Source organism: Rhodopseudomonas boonkerdii (genome assembly GCF_021184025.1).
GTDB classification, from domain to species: domain Bacteria; phylum Pseudomonadota; class Alphaproteobacteria; order Rhizobiales; family Xanthobacteraceae; genus Tardiphaga; species Tardiphaga boonkerdii.
Genome location: NZ_CP036537.1, coordinates 174,055 through 190,185, shown reverse-complemented (window position 1 = coordinate 190,185; position 16,131 = coordinate 174,055). Strand labels below are relative to the sequence as shown.

Genomic DNA, 16,131 nt, shown 5'->3' with positions numbered 1-16,131 from the left:
CTGGCAACGGTGTTTCATCACAAACATCAGCGTTTACTGGATCGCGCGCTTTCGCGGGCGATGACAAACCTAGTGTTGGCGCAAAGCAAAAGGCCCGCTCTTTCGAGCGGGCCTTCGTCATTTCAGCTCGATGTTCGCGACTTACTTCCCTGCGAGCACGTCCACCAGCGTGGTGCCGAGGCGGGCCGGCGACGGCGAGACGCGGATGCCCGCGGCCTCCATCGCGGCGATCTTCGACTGGGCGTCGCCCTTGCCGCCGGAGACGATGGCGCCGGCATGGCCCATGCGGCGGCCGGGAGGAGCGGTGACGCCGCCGATGAAGCCGACCATCGGCTTCTTGCGGCCGCGCTTGGCTTCGTCCTTGATGAACTGCGCCGCGTCTTCTTCCGCCGAACCACCAATCTCGCCGATCATGATGATCGACTCGGTCTTGTCGTCGGCCAGGAACATCTCGAGCACGTCGATGAACTCGGTGCCCTTGACTGGGTCGCCGCCGATGCCGACCGCCGAGGTCTGGCCGAGGCCGGCCTGGGTGGTCTGGAACACGGCCTCATAGGTCAGCGTGCCGGAACGCGACAGGATGCCGACCTTGCCAGGCTTGAAGATGTTGGCCGGCATAATGCCGATCTTCGATTCGCCGGCGGTGACGACGCCCGGGCAGTTCGGGCCGATCAGACGCGATTTCGAGCCCGACAGCGAACGCTTCACGCGCACCATGTCGAGCACCGGAATGCCCTCGGTGATGCAGACGATCAGCGGGATTTCCGCGTCAATGGCTTCGCAGATCGCGTCGGCTGCGCCCGGCGGCGGAACGTAGATCACCGACGCATCGGCGCCGGTCTTGTCGCGTGCTTCCGCCACGGTGTCGAACACGGGCAGACCGATATGGGTCGAGCCGCCTTTACCCGGCGAGGTACCGCCGACCACCTTGGTGCCGTAGGCGATCGCCTGTTCGGAGTGGAAGGTGCCGTTCTTGCCGGTGAAGCCCTGGGTGATGACCTTGGTGTTCTTGTCGATCAAGACTGACATGAGCTTACTTTCCCTTCACCGCGTTGACGATTTTTTGCGCGGCGTCGTCGAGATCGTCGGCGGGCAAAACGTTAAGGCCGGAGTCGCGGATGATCTGCTTGCCTTCCTCGACATTGGTGCCTTCGAGGCGGACAACCAACGGCACCTTGAGGCCGACGGCCTTCACGGCGCCAACCACACCCTTGGCGATGACATCACACTTCATGATGCCGCCGAAGATGTTGACCAGGATGCCCTTCACGTTCGGGTCGGCGGTGATGATCTTGAACGCCGCGGTCACCTTCTCTTCCGAAGCGCCGCCGCCGACGTCGAGGAAGTTGGCCGGGCTTTCGCCATAGAGCTTGATGATGTCGAGCGTAGCCATCGCGAGGCCGGCGCCGTTGACCATGCAGCCGATGGTGCCGTCGAGTGCGATGTAAGCGAGGTCATACTTCGAGGCCTCGATCTCCTTCTCGTCCTCTTCCGTGGTGTCGCGCAGCGCGACGATCTCGGGATGACGATAGAGCGAGTTCGAATCGAACGACATTTTGGCGTCGAGGCACTTCAGTTCGCCCTGCTTGGACACGATCAGCGGATTGATCTCCAGCATGTCCATGTCCTTGGCGATGAACGCCGTGTAGAGCTGCGCGGTCAGCTTCTCGGCCTGCTTGGCGAGATCGCCCTTGAGGCCCAGCGCCTGCGCAACCGTACGGCCGTGGTGGCCCATCACGCCGGTGGCCGGATCGACCGAGAAGGTGATGATCTTCTCAGGGGTGTCGTGGGCTACGTCCTCGATGTTCATGCCGCCTTCGGTCGAGACGACGAACGCGACGCGTGAGGTCTCGCGGTCGACGAGCAGCGAGAGATAGAACTCCTTCTCGATGTCCGAACCGTCTTCGATATAGAGGCGGTTGACCTGCTTGCCGGCTTCGCCGGTCTGCACGGTGACGAGGGTCGCGCCGAGCATCTGCTTGGCGAATTCCTTTACCTCATCCACCGACTTGGCGAGGCGGACACCGCCCTTGTCGCCAGCCGAGGCTTCCTTGAATTTGCCCTTGCCGCGACCTCCGGCATGGATCTGGCTCTTCACGACCCAGAGCGGACCTCCGAGCTGCTTCGCCGCGGCCTCGGCTTCTTCGGCCTTGAGGACCGGCACGCCCTTGGAGACGGGCACGCCGAACTCCTTTAGAACGGCTTTCGCCTGATATTCATGGATATTCATAAGATGCTCCCGAACCCCCGATGGTGAAATTGGAATTCACGCCGTTTCTTTGAATTGGCATACCGTATACCACGAGAGCCAGATGTCAAAGTTGCCGGTAATTCCGTGTGACGGACGAAGTTGGCTGGATGGGTTCGTCGCAGGGATGGCCAACCACGTCAAATGCAAAACCGGCACCCCAGGGGTGCCGGTTCATTTCATCGAAGTTTTAGCCGAGTAGGTCGGGCGCGATCTTCTTGCAGGCGTCCATAAGGCCGACCACCGAAGCCACCGACTTGTCAAAGCCTTCCTTGTCCTTACCGACGAGTTCAATCTCGACCACGCGCTCGACACCCTTGGCGCCGATCACGACAGGCACGCCGACATACATGTCCTTGACGCCATACTCACCATTGAGATGAACGGCGCAGGGCAGCACGCGCTTCTTGTCCTTGAGATAGCTCTCGGCCATGGCGATCGCCGAAGCGGCCGGGGCATAGAAGGCCGAGCCGGTCTTCAGCAGGTTGACGATCTCGGCGCCGCCGTTGCGGGTGCGGTCGACGATTTCGTCAACGCGGGCCTGCGAGGTCCAGCCCATCTTCACGAGGTCGGGCAGCGGGATGCCGGCAACGGTCGAGTACTTGACCAGCGGAACCATGGTGTCGCCGTGGCCGCCGAGCACGAAGGCGGTGACGTCTTCGACCGAGACGTTGAATTCATCGGCCAGGAAGTAGCGGAAGCGCGCCGAGTCCAGCACGCCCGCCATGCCGACCACTTTGTTCGCCGGAAGACCGCAGGCCTTCTGCAGCGCCCAGACCATGGCGTCGAGCGGGTTGGTGATGCAGATCACGAAAGCGTTCGGAGCATACTTCTTGATGCCCGCGCCCACCTGCTCCATCACCTTGAGGTTGATCGAGAGCAGGTCGTCGCGGCTCATGCCCGGCTTGCGCGGCACGCCAGCGGTGACGATGATAACGTCGGCGCCTTCGATCGCTTCATAGGAATTGGCGCCGGACAGCTTGGAATCGAAGCCATCGACCGGCGATGACTGAGCAATGTCCAGCGATTTGCCCTGCGGGATACCCTCGGCGATGTCGAACATCACCACGTCGCCGAGTTCCTTGAGGCCAACCAGGTGAGCCAGCGTTCCGCCGATCTGACCCGAGCCAATCAGTGCGATCTTATTACGCGCCATGAGAAAATATCCTTTGAACCCGCAGGGGTGGGAGGAGAGAGCAGTAAATGCCGAGAGGCTGGTTATCGCTTTCGTGCAACCCGTTCAAGTCAGCCCCTGCCCATTTGTCGGGCGAGAGGGCCGTGAGGCGGATTTGGGGAGGATGCAGCCTGGTATACCTGACGCGCTCCGTCGTCATTGCGAGCGAAGCGAAGCAAAGCCATCCAGAAAACCCAAGAACTGGATTGCTTCGTCGCCTTCGGCTCCTCGCAATGATGTGGAGGCGTTCTAAGTCTCCACCAGGCCCGTGGTCGCGCCGGACGCCGTGGAATCGCTGCGGCCGTGTGGCAGCGCCAGATAACTCTCCGATCCCATTTCGAACAGGCGGGACGCCGTGCGGACGAATTCGAACTTCTCGACGCCCTGGTCGGCCGAATAGAGGTCGGGTGGCTCGGCCGCCGCCGTCGCCATCAATTTCACGGCATTGTCGTACAGCGTATCAATCAGCGAGATGAAGCGCTTGGCCGCGTTGCGGTTGGCGTAGTCCATCATCGGCACATGTTCGATGAACAGTGTGTGATACTCATGCGCCAGCTTGAGATAGTCGGAGGCGCCCAGCGGTTTTTCGCAGAGATCGCGGAACGTGAAGCGTGCGACGCCCTGCGCCTCGAACGGCACATGTAGCTTGCGGCCCTTCACGACGAGTTCACGCGACTTGCCCTGTGCGCCGCCGGTGAGTTTGGTAAAAGCTGCATCGAGCTGTGCTTTGGCAGCAGCATCGTCCGGCACCAGCCAGCTCTTCACACCGACCAGCTTTTCCATGCGGAAATCGGTGCGCGAGTCGAGTTTGCGCACATCCATGTGATCTTCGATCTGCTTGATGAAGGGCAGGAACAGCGCGCGGTTGAGGCCACCTTTGTAGAGGTTCACCGGCTCCACATTGGAGGTCGCGAACACCACCGTGCCGAGTTCGAACAGCCTTGCGAACAGGCGACCGAGGATCATTGCGTCGGCGATGTCGGTGACGTGAAACTCGTCGAAGCACAGCAGCCAGGCTTCTTCGAAGATCGAATTCGCCGTCAGCATGATGACGTCTTCGTCAGGAAGAGCGCCGCTCGCGATCTTCTGGCGGAAATCGTAGATGCGTTCATGGGCATCGGCCATGAACTCATGGAAGTGCGCGCGGCGCTTGTGCTGGACCGGGCTGCTTTCGAAGAACAGGTCCATGAGCATGGTCTTGCCGCGACCGACCTCGCCATGGACATAGAGCCCCTTCGGCGGCTGTGTATCCTTATCGCCGCCGAATAACCGGCCGAAGAAGCCTTTCTTGCGCGGCGGCTCGTAGGTGGCGAGCTTGGTGTCGAGCGCAGCGATGGCCTCGACAGCCTCGGCTTGTGCCGGATCGGCCTCGATGGTGCCGGTGGCGACGAGAGCTCTGTATTGTTCGCGAAAGGATGTGTGCGGGGCGGGCATGGGCGCCTAACGGCCTGATGTGCCCGCAAAATGCAAGATGGGATTTGGAGGAGGCGGATATGCGGCGAGCGGTGACGCTCCTTTTTCCCTCCCTCAGGCGCGACGAAGCCGTGCGCAGCGAGGAGGGGGGATCGAAGCGAGCGTTCAGCAAGCATCGAGACGGGCGGGGTGCTTCCGCACGCTCGACGTCACGTGGGGCATCCCCACGCGGCCCGCCCAAGAGGGCCGGCCACCCCGCAAGAGGGAGCGAAATCAGAGCGTCGCTGCTAGCTAGCTACGCCGCTCTCACACCCGCGCACAGCTCGTAGGAATTCTCCACCAGATACGGCCCGCCACCGGTCGAGGCGCGCGAGGAGAACAGGACGAATTGTTCCGCCGTGAATGCCTGCGTCGGAAAGTATCCGCGCACCGAGAGATAGTCGGCGACATCCCGGCACGACGCGTCGCGCAGCCGGGCGAGCGTCACATGCGGTGTGAACTTGCGGCCTTCCGGCTCCAGTCCGCAGCGGCGCACCAGCCGCTCCAGTTCGGCCTGCAGTTCGAGCAAGGGCTTGCTCGGCTCCACATTGGCGACGATGGCCCGAGGTTTGTTGCCACCGAAGCTCGACAGCCCGCGGATCTCGACCTTGAAGGGCTTCCGTTCGATGCGCGACATCAGATATGCGATCTCGTTCGCCGAGATGCCGTCGATGTCGCCGATGAAGCGGAGGGTGACGTGATAATTTTCGGGGTCGATCCAGCGCGCGCCGGGGAGGCCACCACGCAAATTGGCCAATCGCTGGCCGATCTCGGCTGGAATTTCCAGTCCGGCGAATAGACGCGGCATAGTCAGCTCCTTTTTGTCGGGGCGCGATTTTCGCCGAAAGGTGCGGATGCGTGAGATGGCACCGCTCGGCGAAAATCATGCCCGAACAAACGAGCCGGCGAATCGAACAAATCCACGAATCACCGATGTCACTTTTGTACCCGAGTTATGTGACTCTGCGAAGCAAAGCATGTCATCGCAGCGTCAGGTTCCGAATAACTCGACGAGCACAGGCGGATCGTGATCGCCAGATCGGCAATTGCTCAGTTCTTCGGCGCAAGCGATGCCACGAAAGCTTCCACTGTCGGTAATATTTTGTTCACCACGACATCGACGCCATCTGCGGTCGGATGCATGCCGTCGGGAAGATTGAGTTTGCTCTCGCCGGCAACGCCATCGAGGAAGAATGGATACAGCGGAATGTCGAACTGCCTGGCGAGATCCGGATAGATCGCATTGAATCTGTCCGCATAATCCCTGCCGTAATTCGGTGGCGCAAGCATGCCGCAGAGCAGAACCTTGATGCCGCGCCCCTGCAGTCGCTTGATGATTTCGGCAAGCGCCTCGCGCGGGATTTTCGGGTCGACGCCGCGGAGCGCGTCATTGGCACCCAGTTCCAGGATCACGCCCTGGGTACCATCCGGGACTGACCAGTCGAGACGGCCGAGGCCGCCCGACGTGGTGTCGCCGGATACGCCGGCATTGGCGATCTCGACTGCGATGCCCTTGTCGTTCAGCGCCTTCTGCAATCGGACCGGAAACGCCGCCGCGGCCGGCAGATTGTAGCCTGCGCTCAGCGAGTCCCCAAGCACCACCAGCTTTACGGGGGCGGCGGGGGTCTGCGCGGAGGCCCGTGCCTGCGGCATCATGACGAGCCATCCGGCAAACAACAGGCACACAAACCTGCGAAACCACCTCTCGACCGCCGCAAATGAAGTGCCATATGACACCGACATGGACACGCGCATCGATACCCCATCCTTGGCCGGCACTGCGCCGGACACCATTTCCATTTCCAACCTCAACCTGTCGCTCGGCACGGGTGCAGCGCGCGTGCATATCCTCAAGGATATCAACCTGCGCGTGGGGCCGGGCGAGGCGATCGGGTTGATCGGCCCGTCGGGCTCCGGCAAATCCACGCTGCTGATGGTGATGGCGGGGCTGGAGCGGCCTGACTCAGGTCAGGTGGTGGTCAATGGCACGGCTTTCAATGATCTCGACGAGGACGGATTGGCGCGCTTTCGCGGTCGCCACGTCGGTATCGTCTTCCAGTCCTTCCATCTGATCCCGACCATGACGGCGCTGGAGAATGTCGCCGTGCCGCTGGAGCTTGCCGGCCATCCCGATCCTGGCGCGCGCGCGGCGGCGGAGCTGGAGGCGGTGGGTCTCGGCGCCCGTCTGCACCATTATCCGCGCCAGCTTTCCGGCGGCGAGCAGCAGCGTGTCGCGCTGGCGCGTGCGCTCGCGCCCGATCCGGCCATCCTCGTCGCGGATGAGCCGACCGGCAATCTCGACGAAAATACCGGCGGCCAGATCGTCGACCTCCTGTTCGCGCAGCACGCCGAGCGCGGCATGACGCTGGTGCTGGTCACCCATGACCATGGACTCGCCGAACGTTGCGACCGGGTGGTTCGCCTGCGTTCCGGACGTATCGAGACGGCTTGATGGCGGTCATGACCGACAATCCCGCGCCGACACGCGGCCCGTCGGTGGCTCTGCGTTACGCGCTTCGCGAACTGCGCGGCGCTCTCAGCGGCTTTTATGTTTTCATCGCATGTATCGCACTCGGTGTGCTGGCGATCGCCGGGGTCGGCTCGGTCGCGGCGAGTTTGCATGACGGCCTTGCTCGCGAGGGCCGCACATTGCTCGGCGGCGATGTCGCTTTCTCGCTGATGCAGCGCGAGGCGAAGCCGGACGAAATCGCCTTCCTGCGCCAGCGTGGCGATGTCTCCGTCGCGGCGACGCTGCGCGGCATGGTTCGTGCGTCGGACGGAAATCTCGCGCTGGTCGAGATGAAGGCGGTGGACGACGCTTATCCGTTGCTCGGCCGCTTGAAACTGACGCCGGAGATGCCGGTTTCCGATTTGCTGGCCGAGCGCGACGGCGCCTATGGCGCCGCATCCGACGCGACGTTGCTCGCGCGCCTCGGCCTCCAACTTGGCGATCGCGTCAACGTCGGCAGTGCGACCTTCCAGATTCGCAGCGTCGTTGAGTCTGAACCGGACAAGCTCGCGGGTGGTGTCGGTTTCGCACCGCGCTTCCTCGTCAGCGCGGATGCGCTGCGCGCCACCGCGCTGCTGCAGCCCGGCAGCCTCGTCCGATGGACCTATCGCGTTCGCTTGCCGGACAGCGGTGATCGTGCCGCCAAAATCCTGACCGACGATGTCCGCAGCCAGCTGCCGCAGGCCGGCTGGGAAATCCGCTCGCGCGACAATGCCTCGCCGCAGCTCGAGCGCAGCATTTCGCGGTTCACCCAGTTCCTCACCCTGGTCGGCCTTGCCTCGCTTCTTGTCGGCGGCGTCGGTGTTGCCAATGCGGTCCGGAGCCATATCGACCGGCGCCGTGAGGTGATCGCCGCGCTGAAGGCGCTCGGCGCCACCGGCCGCGACGTGTTCGCGGTGTATCTGACGCAGGTGATGGTGCTCGCGGTGATTGGCTCGCTGATCGGTCTCGCGCTGGGCGCGATGCTGCCTTTCGCCATCGTGGGGCTGTTCGGCCATCTGCTGCCGCTGCCGGTGGTTCCAGCGCTGCATCCCGGTGCGCTGGCACTGTCGCTGCTTTACGGGTTGCTGACCGCGCTTGCCTTTGGCCTGTGGCCGCTGGCGCGGGTGCATGATGTTCCCGTCGCAGCGCTGTTCCGCGATGCTGCGCATACCGAATCGAAGCGGCCGCAGGCACGCTACATCGCCTGGATGGCACTGGTCGTTTCGGTGCTGATCGCCATCGTGATCGGGCTTGCCTATGACAAGCGTATCGCCGCCATCTTCGTGTTGTCGTCGTTTGTGGTGTTTGTTTTGCTGCGCGGGATCGCCGGCATGCTGATGGCCATTGCCCGGAAACTCCCGCGTCCACGCATGACCATGCTGAGGCTCGCCATCGCCAATATCCATCGGCCGGGTGCATTGACACCCTCGGTCGTGTTATCGCTCGGCCTTGGTCTCACGGTGCTGGTGACCGTGACCCAGATCGACGGCAATCTGCGCCGCCAGTTCATGGCCTCGTTGCCGGAGAAGGCGCCGTCGTTCTATTTCATCGATATCCCCTCCACCGATGCGGATCGCTTCACGACGTTCCTCAAGGACAAGCAGCCGCAATCGACGGTGGAGGAAGTGCCGATGCTGCGCGGTCGCATTGTGGCCGCGCGCGGCGTCAAGGCGGAGGATCTCAAGCCCTCGACCGATGCGGAATGGGTGCTGCAGAGCGATCGCGGCATCAGTTACACCAATGAGATTCCGCGTGGATCGAGGGTGGTGGAAGGCGAGTGGTGGCCGAGGAACTACAGTGGCCCCCCGCTGGTGTCGTTCGAGAAGAAGCTCGCCGATGGCCTCGGTCTCAAGCTCGGCGATGATGTTGTGGTGAATGTTCTGGGCCGTGACATCTCGGCCAGGATCGGCAGCCTGCGCAGTGTCGACTGGCAGAGTCTCGGAATTAACTTCGTCCTGGTGTTTTCGCCGAACACGTTCCGTGGTGCGCCGCATACGCATATCGCGACCTTGACCGAGCCGCAGGGCGCTCCCGCCCAGGATGCCGCGCTGGTGAAGGCGGTGGCGGACGCCTTTCCGATGGTGACGACGGTGCGGGTGCGCGAAGCGCTCGATACGGTCGGGGCGGTGATCACCAATCTGACGCTCGCCATCCGCGGTGCCAGCGCGGTGACGCTGCTGTCGGCGATCCTGGTGCTGTCAGGCGCGCTCGCCGCCGGCCATCGCCACCGCGTTTATGACGCCGTCATCTTGAAGACACTCGGCGCCACCCGCGCACGTCTGCTTGGCGCCTATGCGCTCGAATATCTGATGATCGGCTTCGCCACCGCGGTGTTCGGCGTCATCGCTGGGTCGGTGGCGGCATGGCTGATCGTCACGCGGTTGATGAATCTGAGCTTCGCATGGCAGGCCGGCAGCGCAGCCGGCGTCGTGCTGGCGGCGCTTATTGTCACAGTGGGCCTCGGTCTGCTGGGTACGTTGGTAGCCCTGACCCGGAAGCCTGCCACCGTATTGCGGAATTTGTGACCCGTTTCGGTATCATGCGGTCACTGCAGTGCGCGATTCGGTCCAAACCATGGAGAATCGACCGACGCTCGCGACGAGACGGTTGACCCGGTTTCGCGCAGATCTGTTGCGGAGCGACATTCCGCCACGCGTGGAAGCTTGCAGCGAATGTGTTAGTTTACCACATACCCTTTGGGTCAGGCCTTCAGCGTTTGTGTCGAGATTTTCATCCCGAACGGCGTTGAATCTGGGATACAATTCGAACCAGCGACGCACACCCTTTGCGGGCGCCTGGACAACTTATCGAGGTTTCGACCATGTCGGATCTAGACCGTAACTACGCCTCTCCCTTCGGCCGTGCCGCCACGCGTGACACCGCCGCGGTCGATGCAGGCCTGCGCTCCTACATGCTGCGCATCTACAACTACATGACCATCGGCCTGGCCATTACCGGCTTCGCCGCTTTGGGCGTGTATATGGGCGCCGTCACCGACGCCTCCAACGCCGTCGCCCGGGTCGGTTCGACCCACCTGTCGGCGTTCGGCTATTACATGTTCGCCAGCCCGCTGAAGTGGGTTTTCATCGCCGCCCCGCTGGTGATGGTGTTCGCCATCTCCTTCGGCATCAACCGGTTGAAGCCGGCCACCGCGCAGCTCCTGTTCTGGGTGTTCGCGGCGCTGATGGGCGTGTCGCTGTCGTCGATCTTCCTGGTGTACACCCACACCTCGATCGTGCGTGTGTTCTTCATCACGGCGGCCTCGTTCGGTGCGCTGAGCCTCTATGGCTACACCACCAAGCGTGACATGACGGGCATGGGCTCGTTCCTGCTGATGGGCCTGTTCGGCATCATCATCGCGAGCATCGTGAACATCTTCGTGGCGTCGTCGATGCTGCAGTTCGTCGTCTCGGTGGTCGGCGTGCTGATCTTCGCAGGCCTCACTGCCTACGACACCCAGCGCCTGAAGAACGATTACATCTACGGCTACGCCTCGCAGGGTGGTGATATCGCAGAACGTGCGGCCATCACCGGCGCGCTGTCGCTGTACCTGAACTTCATCAACCTGTTCACGCTGCTGCTGCAGTTGCTCGGACAGAGAGAGTAAGTTCCGCGCGTCGCGGAAACGATCGAAGCCCCGGCCAAAAGCCGGGGCTTTTCTTTTGTCCGGGGCAGACTTACGGTTCCACCATGACCGAGATCAGCATCCGCGCGGCGACTGCCGCTGACCTTCCCGCCATCACTGCCATCTACGAAGACGCGGTTCTTCACGGCACCGCGACCTTCGAGATCGATCCGCCGGATCTCGCCGAGATGACAAGGCGCTTCGAGACGCTGGCGAATGGCGGCTTTCCCTATTTCGTGGGAACCGATGGCGATCAGGTGCTGGGTTACGCCTATGCCGGTCCCTACCGGCCGCGTGTCGCCTACCGCTTCACGGTCGAGGATTCGATCTATCTCGCCCCGGCGGCGCAGCGCCGCGGCATCGGCGGCAAGCTGCTCGCGGCGCTGATCGAGGCTTGCGAGGCAAAAGGCTTTCGGCAGATGATCGCGGTGATCGGCGACAGCGCCAATGCCGGCTCGATCGCCGTCCACGGCAATGCCGGCTTCCAGATGATCGGCACCCACCCGGATGTCGGCTTCAAATTCGGCCGCTGGCTCGACACCGTAGCGATGCAACGCGCACTGGGCGACGGCAGCGGGACGCTGCCCTAACACTTCCGCGGTCGCTACGCGCCGGCGATGGCCCCAGAGATCACACCACAGCCAGCTTGCGATCGATCACCAGCAGCACCCGGTCAAGTTCATGCCCGCGGCGGAGGATCATGCCGGTGGCGGAGATCACGCTGTACATGCCCTGTTTGCGTGTCAGTTTCGGATCCTTCTCGATCCGGTAGATCGGCATTTCCGAGGAGCGGCGGAATACCGAAAACACGGCGCGGTCGCGCAGAAAATCGATCGCGTAGTCCCGCCACTCGCCGTCGGCGACCATGCGTCCGTAGAGATTGAGGATTCGGCTGAGCTCGATGCGGTTGAAGCTGACGACAGGCGCGGGCGCCGGGCCTGTCGTCGTGCGATTCGCGACGGGGTCATTGTCTCCCGGAATCATGTGCATCGGCGCCTCCTGTCACATCACCTACATGATTGCGCCATCTGTCATTCGCCGCAAGGGCCGGGCCGTGAAGCGGGCAGTAGAAACCTCCCGTCACGGGAACGTTAGGCGAATCTTATTGCCGCCCAATTTTGGCCCATCGGACGCCCTTGTGACTTTCTACAAAGAGACACTGCGTCGGGTCCGGTTCTTTCGGTCTCGGATTCCTCAGCCCCCAGCCCCCCGTGGTCGACGGGATCGGGCCCTGCGCAGAGAGTAGATAAATCCCCACTGGGCCAACGTAAGTTGGTCCTTTTCTTTTTTGGGGGGCCATCCGGTCGGTCCGGCTGTGCACGTCGAGCGACCGCGCTCAACGACAATGAGGGATTTTTGCCAGCGGGATTTATTGCAGCGAGGTAAACGCTGCGCCGCGCATGGGGCCCGGCCTGTCGCGCGAGCCGTCCTGCACATAGACGACCGCCGCATCGACGCCGTCGCGCGACACATTCTCCAGCGGCACCGTCCAGCTGGCGGCGCTGCCGTTCCAGTCGCCCACCTTCAGCCAGTTGCGAACCACATTGTAGTAAGTGAGTTCGCGTCCGCGATTCTCGCCGCGGCCGACCGTAATCGGTACCGACCTCGACACCGAACAGATCCATACCTCGCCGTGGTTGTAGTTGGATGCTTCGGTGGACGCGGCGACGGTGACGTTCACATGCTTGCCGGATACGGAGATCGACACCGGCACCGTCATCACCGACGTCCTCTGCTTGGTGGCGCCGATGGCATCCTTGATTTTTGCCGCGTCGCTGCCGATGACCTGCGTCGCGCCGTTGACGACCGCCTGCGGCGTATAGATGTCGCGATCGCCGCGCATCTGAGAGTAGGCCTTCTGGCGCGCGCTGAAGCGCGAATCGGCCAGCGTGTCCTTCCAGCCGAGATAGTCCCAGTAATCGACCGGCATGCTCAGCGCGATCACCGAGGGATCCCGGGCAAGATCGCCAATGATCCGGTCCGCCGGCGGGCAGGATGAGCACCCTTGCGAGGTGAACAGCTCGACGACGGCGCGCGGCTGCGTCTGTGTGCCTGCGGCGAACGCGTTGTGACCGAACATGACGGCGATGCAGGCTCCGAGAGCGCCAGTCCATCGAGGTGTGTCACGGAGAGATTTCATCAAGACGTGTCGCGTTCGAAGTTGGACAAACCAGATACAGGCGAACCGGACAGGTGTCGCTCGATGGATATCAAAACAATCGTGCCGCCGATCACGCCGGAGCATGATCTGATCCGAAACCGAATCCATTTTTCGGGATCATGCCAAATGCAGAAGGCGGCCCTTCTTAGGCCGCCTTCCAATCACTAGCCACTCACTTCGAGGTGAGGCACGACGTCACAGCCGCTGCGGGTTACGCGGCGAGCTGACGCAGCACATAGTGCAGGATGCCGCCGTTACGATAGTATTCCAGCTCGTCGAGCGTATCGATGCGACAGAGCAGGGGCTCCTTGTGCACCGAGCCATCGGGCGAGGTGATTTCGGCGATCAGCTGCTGGCGCGGCTTGAGATCGCCGACGAGGCCCTGGATGGTGACCTTTTCGTCGCCCTTAAGGCCGAGCTTCTTCCAGGACGAGCCATTCTCGAAGGTGAGCGGCAACACGCCCATGCCGACAAGGTTCGAGCGGTGGATGCGCTCGAAGCTCTCCGTGATCACGGCGCGAACGCCGAGCAGGCGCGTTCCCTTGGCCGCCCAGTCGCGCGACGAGCCGTTGCCGTACTCGGCGCCGCCGAAGATCACCAGCGGCACCTGCTCGGCCTGATACTTCATCGCGGCATCGTAGATCGACATCGCTTCGCCGTCGGGCCAGTGCTTGGTCATGCCGCCTTCCGGCACGTTGCCGTCGGCGCCCTGCATCATGAAGTTCTTGATGCGGATATTGGCGAAGGTGCCGCGCATCATCACTTCATGGTTGCCGCGGCGCGTGCCGTACTGGTTGAAGTCGGCGGGACGCACCTGATGCTCCGACAGATACTTGCCGGCGGGCGAGGTGAGCTTGATCGAACCGGCCGGCGAGATGTGGTCGGTGGTGATCTTGTCGCCGAACAGAGCCAGGATGCGTGCGCCGACGATATCGGTGGTTGGCGCGGGCTCCTTCTTCATGCCTTCGAAGTAGGGCGGGTTCTGCACGTAAGTGGAGCTCATGTTCCACTTGTAGGTCTCGCTCTCCACCGTCTTGATCTTCTGCCAGTTCTTGTCGCCGTCGAACACGTTGGCGTACTTCTTCTTGAAGATCGTCGAGGTGACGTACTTCTTGATGAAGGCATTCACTTCCTGCGCGGTCGGCCAGATGTCCTTCAGATAGACCGGCTTGCCATCCTTGCCTTCGCCGATCGGCTCTACCGCGAGGTTCTTGGTCACGGTGCCGGCGAGGGCATGGGCGACGACCAGCGGCGGCGAGGCGAGATAGTTCGCCTGCACGTCGGGCGAGACGCGGCCTTCAAAGTTACGGTTGCCCGAGAGCACGGCGGCGGCGACGATGCCGTTCTCGTTGATCGACTTCGAGATCTCTTCCGGAAGCGGGCCGGAATTGCCGATACAGGTGGTGCAGCCGAAGCCGACCAGGTTGAAGCCGACCTTGTCGAGATCGAGCTGCAGGCCCGAATTGGCGAGATATTCGGCGACGACTTGCGAGCCCGGCGCCAGCGAGGTCTTCACCCACGGTTTGGCCTTCAGGCCCTTGGCGACGGCATTGCGGGCGAGCAGGCCGGCGGCCACCAACACGCTCGGATTCGAGGTGTTGGTGCAGGAGGTGATGGCGGCAATGACGACATCGCCATGGCCGAGATCGAAGTTCTTGCCTTCGACCTTGAAGCGTTCGGTGGCGTTGCTCTTCTTGTATTCGCCGGCCAGCGCGGTTGCGAAGCCTTCCGCAATGGCAGGCAGCGCGACGCGGCCTTCCGGACGCTTCGGACCGGCCATCGACGGCACCACGTCACCGAGATCGAGCTTCAGCGTTTCGGTGAACACCGGATCCGGCGACTTGGCGGTGCGATACAGGCCCTGCGCCTTGGCATAGGCTTCGACGAGCGCGACGCGCGCAGCCTTGCGGCCGGTGGTCTTGAGGAAGTCGACGGTTTCGCTGTCGACCGGGAAGAAGCCGCAGGTCGCGCCATATTCCGGGGCCATGTTGGCGATGGTCGCCTTGTCGGCGACAGAGAGATAGTCGAGGCCGGGGCCGTAGAATTCAACGAACTTGCCGACCACGCCGAGCTTGCGCAGCATCTGGGTGACGGTGAGCACGAGGTCGGTGGCGGTGACGCCTTCCTTGAGCTGGCCCGAGAGCTTGAAGCCGACCACGTCAGGCAGCAGCATCGATTGCGGCTGGCCGAGCATCGCAGCTTCCGCCTCGATGCCGCCGACGCCCCAGCCGAGGACGGCGACGCCGTTGACCATCGTGGTGTGCGAATCGGTGCCGACCAGCGTGTCCGGATAAGCGACTTCGAAGGTGCCGGTGGTGCGGCCGACCTTCATCTTCTGCTTCTTGGTCCAGACGGTCTGGGCGAGATATTCGAGATTGACCTGGTGGCAGATGCCGGTGCCGGGCGGCACCACGGAGAAGTTCGAGAAGGCGCTCTGGCCCCACTTCAGGAACTCGTAGCGTTCCTTGTTCTGCTTGTATTCTTCGGCGACGTTCTTGCCGAACGCCTTGTTGTCACCGAAGAAGTTGACGATCACCGAGTGGTCGATGACCAGATCGACCGGGACCAGCGGGTTGATCTTCTTCGGGTCGCCCTTCAGTGCCTGCATTGCGTTGCGCATCGCGGCCAGATCGACCACGGCCGGAACGCCGGTGAAGTCCTGCATCAGCACGCGGGCGGGGCGGAACGAGATTTCGTGTTCGAGCTTGCGCTTCCTGGCCCATTTGGAGAAGGCGATGATGTCCGCCTTCTTGACGGTGCGGTCGTCTTCGTTGCGCAGCAGATTCTCGAGCAGGACCTTCATCGAATAGGGCAGTTTCGAGATGCCGGTGAGGCCGTTCTTTTCGGCCTGGGGCAGGCTGTAATAGACGTATGTTTTGGTGCCGACCTTGAGGGTCTTGCGGCACTTGAAACTGTCGAGCGAGGTCATGTGAAGGGGTCCCAATCCAGTTGACAGACACCCCGGGCGGGGTGCCGAAAC

Annotated in this window: 13 protein-coding genes; 4 read left to right on the top strand and 9 right to left on the bottom strand. The window is 62.6% G+C overall.

The genetic code is table 11. From position 1 onward, the window contains the following. Positions 1-141: 141 nt before the first annotated feature. From sucD to E0H22_RS00840, 6 genes are all read right to left on the bottom strand, one after another. The gene (gene sucD / locus E0H22_RS00865; RefSeq protein ID WP_233023900.1) at positions 142-1,029 is read right to left on the bottom strand and encodes a succinate--CoA ligase subunit alpha; all 888 of its coding nucleotides are present in this window, start codon (positions 1,027-1,029) and stop codon (positions 142-144) included. A gap of 4 nt (positions 1,030-1,033) precedes the next feature. Beyond that, the gene (gene sucC / locus E0H22_RS00860; RefSeq protein WP_233023899.1) at positions 1,034-2,230 is read right to left on the bottom strand and encodes an ADP-forming succinate--CoA ligase subunit beta; all 1,197 of its coding nucleotides are present in this window, start codon (positions 2,228-2,230) and stop codon (positions 1,034-1,036) included. Between the two features lie 208 nt (positions 2,231-2,438). Next, positions 2,439-3,404, bottom strand: coding sequence for a malate dehydrogenase (mdh, locus tag E0H22_RS00855; protein WP_233023898.1), 966 nt, complete (start codon positions 3,402-3,404; stop codon positions 2,439-2,441). Positions 3,405-3,671: 267 nt separating this feature from the next. Further along, complete coding sequence (zapE, locus tag E0H22_RS00850) at positions 3,672-4,856, bottom strand: cell division protein ZapE (protein WP_233023897.1); 1,185 nt, start codon at positions 4,854-4,856, stop codon at positions 3,672-3,674. 274 nt (positions 4,857-5,130) lie between these two features. Continuing rightward, the gene (gene thpR, locus E0H22_RS00845; protein WP_233023896.1) at positions 5,131-5,682 is read right to left on the bottom strand and encodes an RNA 2',3'-cyclic phosphodiesterase; all 552 of its coding nucleotides are present in this window, start codon (positions 5,680-5,682) and stop codon (positions 5,131-5,133) included. Between the two features lie 242 nt (positions 5,683-5,924). After that, positions 5,925-6,617: an arylesterase gene (locus E0H22_RS00840; protein ID WP_233026583.1), complete on the bottom strand. Its 693-nt coding sequence runs from the start codon at positions 6,615-6,617 to the stop codon at positions 5,925-5,927. On the opposite strand from E0H22_RS00840, the gene E0H22_RS00835 reads away from it, so the two are divergent. The 4 genes from E0H22_RS00835 (at position 6,616) to E0H22_RS00820 (ending at position 11,580) form a co-directional block, all read left to right on the top strand. Beyond that, positions 6,616-7,326: an ABC transporter ATP-binding protein gene (locus tag E0H22_RS00835; RefSeq protein WP_233023895.1), complete on the top strand. Its 711-nt coding sequence runs from the start codon at positions 6,616-6,618 to the stop codon at positions 7,324-7,326. The genes E0H22_RS00840 and E0H22_RS00835 overlap by 2 nt on opposite strands. Further along, positions 7,326-9,890: an ABC transporter permease gene (locus E0H22_RS00830; RefSeq protein WP_233023894.1), complete on the top strand. Its 2,565-nt coding sequence runs from the start codon at positions 7,326-7,328 to the stop codon at positions 9,888-9,890. Before E0H22_RS00835 ends, E0H22_RS00830 begins: the two co-directional genes overlap by 1 nt. Positions 9,891-10,186: 296 nt before the next feature. After that, on the top strand, positions 10,187-10,972 hold the full coding sequence (locus E0H22_RS00825) for a Bax inhibitor-1/YccA family protein (RefSeq protein WP_233023893.1): 786 nt from the start codon (positions 10,187-10,189) through the stop codon (positions 10,970-10,972). Between the two features lie 83 nt (positions 10,973-11,055). Next, a complete protein-coding gene (locus E0H22_RS00820) occupies positions 11,056-11,580 on the top strand; it encodes a GNAT family N-acetyltransferase (protein ID WP_233023892.1) in 525 nt (174 codons plus the stop codon). A 40-nt stretch (positions 11,581-11,620) separates the two neighbouring features. Here the strand turns inward: E0H22_RS00820 and E0H22_RS00815 are convergent, their stop codons facing one another. From E0H22_RS00815 to acnA, 3 genes are all read right to left on the bottom strand, one after another. Continuing rightward, positions 11,621-11,980: a DUF2794 domain-containing protein gene (locus E0H22_RS00815; protein WP_233023891.1), complete on the bottom strand. Its 360-nt coding sequence runs from the start codon at positions 11,978-11,980 to the stop codon at positions 11,621-11,623. 379 nt (positions 11,981-12,359) lie between these two features. Beyond that, on the bottom strand, positions 12,360-13,130 hold the full coding sequence (locus tag E0H22_RS00810; protein WP_430715196.1) for a DUF1223 domain-containing protein: 771 nt from the start codon (positions 13,128-13,130) through the stop codon (positions 12,360-12,362). Positions 13,131-13,362: 232 nt separating this feature from the next. Further along, positions 13,363-16,080 (bottom strand): aconitate hydratase AcnA, encoded by a 2,718-nt coding sequence (acnA, locus tag E0H22_RS00805; protein ID WP_233023889.1) that lies wholly within the window; start codon positions 16,078-16,080, stop codon positions 13,363-13,365. Positions 16,081-16,131: the final 51 nt, after the last annotated feature.

What these genes read in the sequence shown, in the direction of transcription:
- sucD (WP_233023900.1), bottom strand. Translation starts at nt 1,029, where the DNA reads ATGTCAGTCTTGATCGACAAGAACACCAAGGTCATCACCCAGGGCTTC.
- sucC (WP_233023899.1), bottom strand. Translation starts at nt 2,230, where the DNA reads ATGAATATCCATGAATATCAGGCGAAAGCCGTTCTAAAGGAGTTCGGC.
- mdh (WP_233023898.1), bottom strand. Translation starts at nt 3,404, where the DNA reads ATGGCGCGTAATAAGATCGCACTGATTGGCTCGGGTCAGATCGGCGGA.
- zapE (WP_233023897.1), bottom strand. Translation starts at nt 4,856, where the DNA reads ATGCCCGCCCCGCACACATCCTTTCGCGAACAATACAGAGCTCTCGTC.
- thpR (WP_233023896.1), bottom strand. Translation starts at nt 5,682, where the DNA reads ATGCCGCGTCTATTCGCCGGACTGGAAATTCCAGCCGAGATCGGCCAG.
- E0H22_RS00835 (WP_233023895.1), top strand. Translation starts at nt 6,616, where the DNA reads ATGGACACGCGCATCGATACCCCATCCTTGGCCGGCACTGCGCCGGAC.
- E0H22_RS00840 (WP_233026583.1), bottom strand. Translation starts at nt 6,617, where the DNA reads ATGTCGGTGTCATATGGCACTTCATTTGCGGCGGTCGAGAGGTGGTTT.
- E0H22_RS00830 (WP_233023894.1), top strand. Translation starts at nt 7,326, where the DNA reads ATGGCGGTCATGACCGACAATCCCGCGCCGACACGCGGCCCGTCGGTG.
- E0H22_RS00825 (WP_233023893.1), top strand. Translation starts at nt 10,187, where the DNA reads ATGTCGGATCTAGACCGTAACTACGCCTCTCCCTTCGGCCGTGCCGCC.
- E0H22_RS00820 (WP_233023892.1), top strand. Translation starts at nt 11,056, where the DNA reads ATGACCGAGATCAGCATCCGCGCGGCGACTGCCGCTGACCTTCCCGCC.
- E0H22_RS00815 (WP_233023891.1), bottom strand. Translation starts at nt 11,980, where the DNA reads ATGCACATGATTCCGGGAGACAATGACCCCGTCGCGAATCGCACGACG.
- E0H22_RS00810 (WP_430715196.1), bottom strand. Translation starts at nt 13,130, where the DNA reads ATGAAATCTCTCCGTGACACACCTCGATGGACTGGCGCTCTCGGAGCC.
- acnA (WP_233023889.1), bottom strand. Translation starts at nt 16,080, where the DNA reads ATGACCTCGCTCGACAGTTTCAAGTGCCGCAAGACCCTCAAGGTCGGC.